This is a genomic window from Pontibacter saemangeumensis, from assembly GCF_039541895.1.
Taxonomy (GTDB): domain Bacteria; phylum Bacteroidota; class Bacteroidia; order Cytophagales; family Hymenobacteraceae; genus Pontibacter; species Pontibacter saemangeumensis.
On record NZ_BAABHC010000026.1, the window covers coordinates 1 to 8,405 of the forward strand.

Here is an 8,405-nt window from a genome sequence, read left to right on the forward strand (position 1 = left end):
TCCAGGCTGTCTTGATTTTCCATTTTATCTGCGTTAAAGGTGTTACTCAAAACCCTTTGAAACAGTTAGTTTTACAGCCTCGATTAGAGGGCGTCCAACGTCTTTATTTTTTTTATGGTTTTCATCTGTACCCATCCCTTATCATCTTTCGTCCAACTTATTTTATACCAACCTTCGAAGTTATCCTGTACGTTAACAATTGTCCCCTCATATAAGGTAAAGGCGTCCTTGGCTTGTAAACTTGCCGATTTTTTAACTACTATCTTTTGCTTTATAACTACAGCTTTGCTCGTGTTGCTATGGAGGTAAAGTTGCAGGGTAGCAACTGCCAGAGTGAAAACAGCAGCGAGCATGAGCCCGGCGCTGATAACTTTAAGGCTCATTCTTCCTGCGTATAAGTGTAGCGCCATCAGGCAAAGGCCAAGTACCAGCATTGTTAATCCTAATATAGCCAGATCATCCACAGTAAAAGCAAGTGAAACTAATTTGGAAAGCCTTGAAATTACATCTTCAGGCTGCTGTACAAATTTTGTTTTATTTCTGGCAACCGATGCATTATTTTGTATCTGAGGGTTTTGGGGGCTTATAAGTAATGCTTTCTCATAGTTCAAAATTGCCTGCCCGATCTTATCTTCCTGCAGATATGCCGAGCCTAAGTTGTTGTACAGTGCTGCGGATTCATAGCCATGGGCAAGAACTTCTTCAAAGATAATGATCGCTTCTGCTGTTCTCCCTTTTGAAAACTCGTTAACACCTTTGCTATATAGTAAATCAGGTGCCTGTGCATGAATAGGCTGTGTAAAAGACGCTATTGCCACAAGGAGGTAGCAAAAATTCCTGAAAAGACTCATCTGGTTGCGTTTTCTATTGCTCTCAGAATTACTCTGGTATGGTGACATATCTGCTGTAGATTAGGTGTTCTGCCGGCTTGGGAATAAGAAGCTTCGTAGCATCGCCACAGCACCTCTTGTAGCTGATCTATAATCTGCAATGGGACCCGTTGTTTGAGTAATTCTTGTTTTGCTTCCTTGCTTGTTAATATGGTAACTTGCAGTCTATCAGATAAGTAAGTTAGGATAGTAGTGCTAAGCTGGCTCAAAGCTAAATTGCTTTTTTCATCTTTTAAGGAGGTAATCCGTTTCTTAGCTACCTTCAGGGCCTTTTTTCTTCGTAACAGGAGAGGGCAAGCCTTTATCTTGACTGTATAGCTTATATAAGTATAAGCCACACCATATAACATCAGAGCCAGGATAAACAGAGTAAAGAAGGTGTAGGAACCAAAGAATAAGCTTCCCCTTTTAGATAGAGACCCTGCATCCAGAATGAGTAAGCCGTTGTTGTTTAAGAGTTGAGAGTGGGTGGCTCTGCCGTTTTCTATAGCTTTCTGTATATACTGTTGGCTTGCGTTAACTTTTATTTCATGCTCTGCAGATGGGAGTGTGATAAATTCGCCTTTCTCTGAGTCAAAAAAAGTAAACTGTAACACAGGTATAACAAACGTACCAGTGTCGGGAGGTACGAGTTTATACTCATATATATGTTTTGATGCAGGGCCTTCTGCTGTCAACTTTCTGTCAATTTCTGTTGTTGGACCATATACTTCAATGTGTGACGGTAAGCTGAGTTCGGGAGGAGTAATATTACTGGAGTTCCCTAGCCCTGAAATCATTATTTTATAGTTGATGACATCCCCCAATGTTACTTCGCTTTCCTCTACTGAAGTGCTAAAGCTGTATCTTCCAATGGCATCTGCCAAGCCTTGCATAAAGGTGGGAAGTGCTAAGACCTCAATCTCTACATTACCAGATGATAAGATATAGTCTTTGTACTTTTCTACCTGGAAAAAATCGTCAGGGTTTGGAGGCAGTTCAACTTTAAGTAAAATAGTCAATGGTTCAAGAGTAAGTGTTCCTGGTTTATGCGGTGTAAGAATAGTTTGCTTCAAGTATATTGCGGTGTAGTCCCTTCCTTTATATCGCTCAGGTTTTGCTGCACCAAGTGTTTTGATTTCTTCAGCGTTAAAACCTCTGAACATAGGGGCTGATATTACTCCGGCCTCTTTAACAGAGGTGCCTGTTAATAACTTGTAGTTAACAGTAACTGGTTCTCCTGCATATACACGATGCTTTGAGGGGACACAGAGCAAAAGCACGTCATTCCCTTTATATAATTCATGCTTCCCTTCCTGTACTTTTGTGCCGTCTATAGTTGTGTACTGCTGGTACGGTAGTAATACAAGGAGTAATATTGATAGTAAGACAGCCATTCTTATTTCATTTTCTACCAGTCTTGTTCTACATTGGCTCTACCGCTTGTACGGTAGTTGCGCTTCATCTTGTCAAGAACGCTTCGCTCATTAAGATCAAGCGCTTCCAGCACCTGTTTCATATTCTCCTGCTGTTGTTCCTGCAATTGCAATCCTTGTTTAGAATCAGGCTCTTCTTCATTATTCCTGGCTTCGCTTCCTTGGTTAGCACCCTCTTCATTAGCGTCTGCCGGAGTTTTTCCACCTCCTGTCTTCTCCTTTGACTGCTTCTCCTTGTTTTGTTCAGCTATCAATTTTATCACATAAGATAGGTTATATCTGGCTGATGTGTCTTCCGGATCAAGTTTTAGGGCCTCCTGTAATGAGTGCTTGCTTTGTTGCAGCTCCGCATTTCTAAGATAAGTAGTTCCGGCATTGTAAAAAGCTTTTGCTCTGAGTTGTATAGGTGTTTCTCTCATGTTAACCAGCAACTGGTATTGAGTCAACGCTTCAGGAAACCGTTCCTGTCTGTATAATATGTTCCCTAAGTTTAATATAGCCTGGTAAAAGTCTGGCCGCTGCTTTAGTGCTCTTTTATAATTTACTTCAGCGTCATCAAGCACACCGTTACGATCTTGTTGAAGGGCTTTTCGAGCCAACCTCCACGGCGTATCGGTGGTAGGTAAGAGTAGTATGAATAGAAACAGTAACAAAGGTAAAGCTTTCATCAAACTGGCTTATAGGCTACATATGTGCTAACTAAGAAGGGAATCGAACAGGATTAGAACCAAGGCTGTCCCCAATAACCACTGGTATATATGCTCAGAACTCTGAATAGCTTTTGACGTAGATGCTGTGCTTTCGGCTTCCTTAATAGTAGAGGTTATGAAGTTCACTCCATCCTGTGTGTTAAGTACCTGTAGATATTTCCCATCAGTTCGACGAGCAATAGTTTTCAGTGCCTGCTCTCTTAGTGAAGTATAAACTGTTCTTCCGTTATGGTCTTTTTTCAAAACGAGTTTACCATAAGGCTCACGTGTGGGTATGGTACTTCCTTGCCGGGTACCAAGGCCTAAGGTGAATATTTTTAACCTGCTGTTAGCCGCACTATCGATCACTGCATTCAAATTGGCTGTATGATCTTCTCCATCAGAGATCAAAAAGACATAGCTATGCTCTGCATTGTCTTTAGCTTTGAAGCGTACGGCCATTTTAACAGCATGTTCTAAGGATGAACCAGGTACAGGTAACATGTCAGCCTTGGTAGCGTGTAAGGCGTTTTGTACGCTTAAATGATCTGACGTAAGAGGCACCAGCGGGAACGCTACACCAGAAAACACCACTACCGCCACTTTACTTTGAGGTAATTTATCTACCGCTTTGGAAACAATATATTTTGCCTTCTCCAGACGGTTTGGAGCAACATCCTCAGCAAGCATGCTCAATGAAACATCTATAACAAAAATGACATTGGCCCCTACTGCTTTTGGTAACAGCCTTGTAGTTACTACCTTGGGACCAGCCAGCGCAATGGAGAGGAAAACAACTGCTCCTAGTGTAAGATTTAGTTTTGTGAACTGACCTCGTGCTGTATTATTAAGTACAAGTTTGTCTATCATTGCTGGTTCACCCATAGCTCCTATGATACGTTTCCTCCATACCAGGTGGGAGACATATAGCAGATATGCTGCTGGAATAAACAGCAGCAACCACAGAAACAACGGGTTCTCCAACACTACCTTCATTCTATGTAAAACTTCTTAATAGAGAGTATTTTAATGTAAGCTCCGTTAGTAGCAGACCTAATGCTGTAAAAGCAAAAGGAATATATAGTTCTTCAAAAGATAAGAAGCTCCTCATTTGTGGTTTAGGAGTTTCCTTGGCATCAATTTTACGGTAAATTGTTTTAAGATCCTGATTGTTTTTTGCCCTAAAATAACTTCCCTTTGTAATCTGTGCTATTTTTTTTAACAGTACCTCATCTATGGAAACGGGCACATTATAGTACTTTTTTTTACCATGAATATCCTGTACAGGAAAAGGAGCTGTACCTTCTGTACCGATTCCGATAGTATAAACACTTATATTATATTTTTTGGCAAACTCAGCTGCCTTCATAGGATCAATAGCACCTGCGTTGTTTTCTCCGTCCGTCATCAGAACGATTACCTTGCCTTCAGCAGAACTTCTTTTTAAACGATTCACAGCAGAAGCTAAACCCATTCCTATAGCGGTGCCATCCTTAAGCCATTCAGCCGAAGCATCAGATAGGAGTGATTTTACAAGTGCATGGTCATGAGTGAGAGGGCATTGTGTGTAGCTTTCACCGGAGTAAACTGTTAAACCAATCAAATCTTTTGGACGGCTGTCTATGAACTCGGATGCAATGGATTTAAGAGCCTGTAAGCGGTTAGGCTTTAAGTCTTCTGCCAACATGCTCTTCGAAACATCTACTGCCAAAACAATTGCCACTTGTTTTTCAGGCAAGACTTCTCTTTGCTGCTTTACCTGAACCGGTCTTGCTAGCGCAACGATCAAGAGACAATAAGATAAGAGTCTTAGTAAAAACAGTAGAGAGTGGGGAGCATGAGAGTTGCCTCCAGCTGTAGCTACCTCTATTGCTGGAAAAATGAATTTTGCTGACTTATCCTGCTGTTTCACCCTCCAATGCCAATAGATCAAGAAAAGCACTACCAGCAGTAAACTTAACATCTCAGGGTTCTGAAAGGAAAAGGAGTTCATGACACTTTTATTTTATCGGATTTGTTCCCAACACAAATGCTTTGCTAGTTTTTAACAGGAGATTTGTATCTACCGTCTTATTTTTAATACTGGCAAACCTTTCCCCGTCTGTTTCTTCAAGAACACATGCAATGTTCCGTAAGTTATCGTCTTCTATATTCAGAACTTTTAGCTGGCTTATAACCTCCTGTGTAGTAGCCGACTTAATGGAGATTGTGAAGCGTTCCTGTATGTACGTTCGCAAAACAACGGAAAGTTGATTATGAATGTCGTCGCTTTTCTCCAATTCCGCTAGGCTTTTTACTGCACGTCTATAATATTGAGGGGCTCTGTGTGGAAAGATTATCCAATGAGGTGATGAATGTCTTGTAAAGAGTAGCAGCAGCAGTATGATTATTATTGTAATTGTTAGACCTGAACCTATCTTGTATGGCAACAGTTCGGCATGTGAATACTCAATGCCTATAGAAGGATGTATATCTTTGAAAGGAAGCGTAAGGTCAACGGTTGGTAAGCTATACTGTATGGTGATCTGCTCACTGTGTAATACAAAAAGGCTATTAGGTGTGGAGACCTTCACGGGTAGAGCATGAATTGTATGAGTGCCTGGTGTGAAATTTGTTAGAGTTACTTCTAATCGTTGTTTCTCCAGTCCTTCATTAAGCGAAGTAGTCGAAACGTCTTTGTATAGTACTTCATAACTTCCAAAACACTCCTTCATATTAGGCCATTCTACTTTTGCACCACTTAGGCATGACACCTCTACTGTTAAAACTACACGCTCACCAATTAAGGGAGTTGTCTCGCTCACTGTTGTACTTATTAAGGGATTACTCCTAATAGTATTCATGCTTCCAAGCCACAGGCTTAACAGGACAGCTATTGTTAACTCTGTACAAAGCATCATCTCTTTTGAAAGTAACTCACCAGCTTATCACTGTATTCTTCGTCGGTGGCAACATTTAAGATGCCTGCGCCAGCCTGTGTGAAGGCTTTCTCAAAATAGGCTACTTTTTCATGGTACCAGGTTGTATAGCTCAACTGAAATTGCTTAGAAGAGGTATTCACTGTAGCTGTTTCCCCTGTTTCAGAATCTATTATATGCATGAAAGAGGCAGAGGGGAAATTAACCTCTGATTTGTCATAAATCCTAATACCTAAAAGGTCGTGCTTTTGGCTTATTACCTTTAGCGAACGATCGTAAGCATTGCTCATAAAATCAGACAGCACTACGATTAAGCTCCCTTTGCTAGCTATTTTCATTAAGTAGTCTAAGGCACTAGCAATACTTGTTTTGCTACCTGTTATATTCTGATTTGTCAGAGAATGAAAAATTTTAAGACAGTGTAAGTTTCCTTTTTGAGGCAAGACTACTTTTTCTAATCTATCGCTATAAAAAACTGCGCCGATGCTACAGTTGCTTTTCTGAGCAGTTAAGGCTATCACTGCACAGAGTTCAGTGATAGCCTCGAACTTTGTCTGCTTATGTGTCCCGAAAATGCCAGAGCCGCTAACATCTATCAGAAACCAAAGGCTAAGGTCTCTATCCTCCTTGTAAAGTTTAATATGCGGCTCACGTAGCCTGGCTGTTATACTCCAGTGTATGGATCTTACATCATCGCCTGCCTGGTACTTCCTAACTTCTTGAAAAGTTATACCTCTACCCTTAAAAAAGCTTTGTTGACTCCCACTGGTTAGTCGTTCAGAATTCTTTTTAGCCTTTAACACAAGTGCATTGAAGGCATGTGCTTTCTTACAGTAACTTTGGAAAGGTGCTATCATTATATTTTATCTTATAGCAAGGGTCCAAAAGAAGATTTGTCACATTTCTTTTTATGGAACAGGTACATGATTTATTATCTCTTTAAGGATATCGTCTTGTGTCAGGTTTTCTGCATCAGCAGCGTATGTAAGGCCTATTCTATGCCGAAGTATATCTGCATGTACCTCCTTCACATCTTCAGGTGTCACATAGTCTCTCTCGTTTAGAAAAGCACAAGCCCGGGCAGCAGTGGCAAGATTTATACTACCTCTTGGAGATGCTCCATTCTTAATATAGTTTTGCAGTTGAGGAAGCCCAAACCGAGCCGGATATCTGGTGGAAAAGATAATGTTTAGGATGTAGTTTTCGATTTTCTCATCCATATATATATCATTTACTAATTTGCTCATCTCAAGTATTTGCTCTACAGTCAATACAGGTTTCGTAATGTTTAGACCAACCTTATGGTTGTGCCGCATAATTAATCGTTCCTCATCCAATTGAGGGTAATCCACAACTACTTTAAGCATAAATCTGTCTAATTGCGCTTCGGGTAAAGTATAGGTGCCGTGTTGTTCCACAGGATTTTGTGTAGCGAGCACAATAAAAGGAGGCTTGAGTTTGTACGTATGTTCTCCTATCGTTACCTGCTTTTCCTGCATTGCTTCTAACAAGGCACTTTGAACTTTTTCCGGGGCTCGATTGATTTCATCCGCTAATACAAAGTTCGCGAAAACAGGTCCTTTCTTTGGTAGAAATTCATTTGTGTCCATATTGAATATACTTGTACCAGTTATATCAGATGGGAGCAAGTCTGGAGTAAATTGTATTCTACTAAAGGAAGCGTCGATAGCTGTTGCAAGTGTTTTTGCCGCTAGAGTCTTAGCCAACCCTGGCACTCCTTCTAATAAAATATGACCACCACCAAGCAAAGCTATCAGCAGACGCTCGACCATATACTCCTGGCCAATGATGTTCTTTCCTATTTCACTTTTTAGTTCTTTAATTATAATACTAGTTTGCTGTACCCGTTCTTTCAGTGGAGTATAAAGGAGGAGGTCATTCTGGAGCATATTTTTGTACAGGAAAAAATTTATACAATATTTTGTTCAGTGGTAGTCAAATTTGCTTATAATGTAGCTATCTGTAGCTGTAGTGCATATTTGACTAACCCAACTACATTACGGGCACCTATTTTTTTTATTAAACTTTTGCGATGGGTATCCACAGTTTTAATACTAATAGATAGGCTATCTGCTATTTCTAAACTGGAGTATTCTTCCGCTATCAGTTTTAATATTTCAGTTTCTCTCTTTGTTAAGAGTGGCTTAGGCTTTACAATTAGGGGTACCTGTGTCTCTAATCCTATCTCATGGTGATATGTATACAGCATAAGCATCTTTTATTGTGAATAAAGAAATTAAAACAAATAATTGTTTATACTTTTTTGGGGTAATAATGCAAAGGGAGTTTTATTAATATTAAAATAGTTAATAAAAATATAAAAAAGAGTTAATTATTTGCGCAGAATGCTTTCTTTCTTTGTAAATGGATTGATATAATTAGTAGACAGGTGAGGTGTGTCGAAAAAGAAGGACAGTAAACTTGCTTAATGGTTATAAAGTTAACAGTTCTTTTCATAGTTCATCGGGCTCA

9 protein-coding genes are annotated in these 8,405 nt (G+C 39.9%); all 9 read right to left on the minus strand.

Annotation, left to right across the window (positions count from 1 at the left end; all coding sequences use genetic code 11):
* Nucleotides 1-83 precede the first annotated feature (83 nt).
* On the minus strand, nucleotides 84-818 hold the full coding sequence (locus ABD920_RS18275; RefSeq protein ID WP_345160966.1) for an SH3 domain-containing protein: 735 nt from the start codon (nucleotides 816-818) through the stop codon (nucleotides 84-86).
* Between the two features lie 29 nt (nucleotides 819-847).
* Nucleotides 848-2,266, minus strand: coding sequence for a BatD family protein (locus ABD920_RS18280; RefSeq protein ID WP_345160967.1), 1,419 nt, complete (start codon nucleotides 2,264-2,266; stop codon nucleotides 848-850).
* A gap of 14 nt (nucleotides 2,267-2,280) precedes the next feature.
* On the minus strand, nucleotides 2,281-2,973 hold the full coding sequence (locus ABD920_RS18285; protein ID WP_345160968.1) for a tetratricopeptide repeat protein: 693 nt from the start codon (nucleotides 2,971-2,973) through the stop codon (nucleotides 2,281-2,283).
* A 27-nt stretch (nucleotides 2,974-3,000) separates the two neighbouring features.
* Complete coding sequence (locus ABD920_RS18290; protein ID WP_345160969.1) at nucleotides 3,001-3,990, minus strand: VWA domain-containing protein; 990 nt, start codon at nucleotides 3,988-3,990, stop codon at nucleotides 3,001-3,003.
* Between the two features lies 1 nt (nucleotide 3,991).
* Complete coding sequence (locus ABD920_RS18295; RefSeq protein WP_345160970.1) at nucleotides 3,992-4,987, minus strand: VWA domain-containing protein; 996 nt, start codon at nucleotides 4,985-4,987, stop codon at nucleotides 3,992-3,994.
* A 7-nt stretch (nucleotides 4,988-4,994) separates the two neighbouring features.
* Complete coding sequence (locus ABD920_RS18300) at nucleotides 4,995-5,798, minus strand: hypothetical protein (protein WP_345160971.1); 804 nt, start codon at nucleotides 5,796-5,798, stop codon at nucleotides 4,995-4,997.
* 92 nt (nucleotides 5,799-5,890) lie between these two features.
* The gene (locus ABD920_RS18305) at nucleotides 5,891-6,769 is read right to left on the minus strand and encodes a DUF58 domain-containing protein (protein WP_345160972.1); all 879 of its coding nucleotides are present in this window, start codon (nucleotides 6,767-6,769) and stop codon (nucleotides 5,891-5,893) included.
* Between the two features lie 51 nt (nucleotides 6,770-6,820).
* On the minus strand, nucleotides 6,821-7,822 hold the full coding sequence (locus tag ABD920_RS18310; protein ID WP_345160973.1) for an AAA family ATPase: 1,002 nt from the start codon (nucleotides 7,820-7,822) through the stop codon (nucleotides 6,821-6,823).
* Nucleotides 7,823-7,878: 56 nt separating this feature from the next.
* Nucleotides 7,879-8,148, minus strand: a complete 270-nt coding sequence (locus ABD920_RS18315; RefSeq protein ID WP_345160974.1) for a helix-turn-helix domain-containing protein — start codon at nucleotides 8,146-8,148, stop codon at nucleotides 7,879-7,881.
* Nucleotides 8,149-8,405 lie beyond the last annotated feature (257 nt).

Coding starts and splice junctions, on each gene's coding strand:
- ABD920_RS18280 (WP_345160967.1), bottom strand. CDS start 2,266: ATGGCTGTCTTACTATCAATATTACTCCTTGTATTACTACCGTACCAG.
- ABD920_RS18285 (WP_345160968.1), bottom strand. CDS start 2,973: ATGAAAGCTTTACCTTTGTTACTGTTTCTATTCATACTACTCTTACCT.
- ABD920_RS18290 (WP_345160969.1), bottom strand. CDS start 3,990: ATGAAGGTAGTGTTGGAGAACCCGTTGTTTCTGTGGTTGCTGCTGTTT.
- ABD920_RS18295 (WP_345160970.1), bottom strand. CDS start 4,987: ATGAACTCCTTTTCCTTTCAGAACCCTGAGATGTTAAGTTTACTGCTG.
- ABD920_RS18305 (WP_345160972.1), bottom strand. CDS start 6,769: ATGATAGCACCTTTCCAAAGTTACTGTAAGAAAGCACATGCCTTCAAT.
- ABD920_RS18310 (WP_345160973.1), bottom strand. CDS start 7,822: ATGCTCCAGAATGACCTCCTCCTTTATACTCCACTGAAAGAACGGGTA.
- ABD920_RS18315 (WP_345160974.1), bottom strand. CDS start 8,148: ATGCTTATGCTGTATACATATCACCATGAGATAGGATTAGAGACACAG.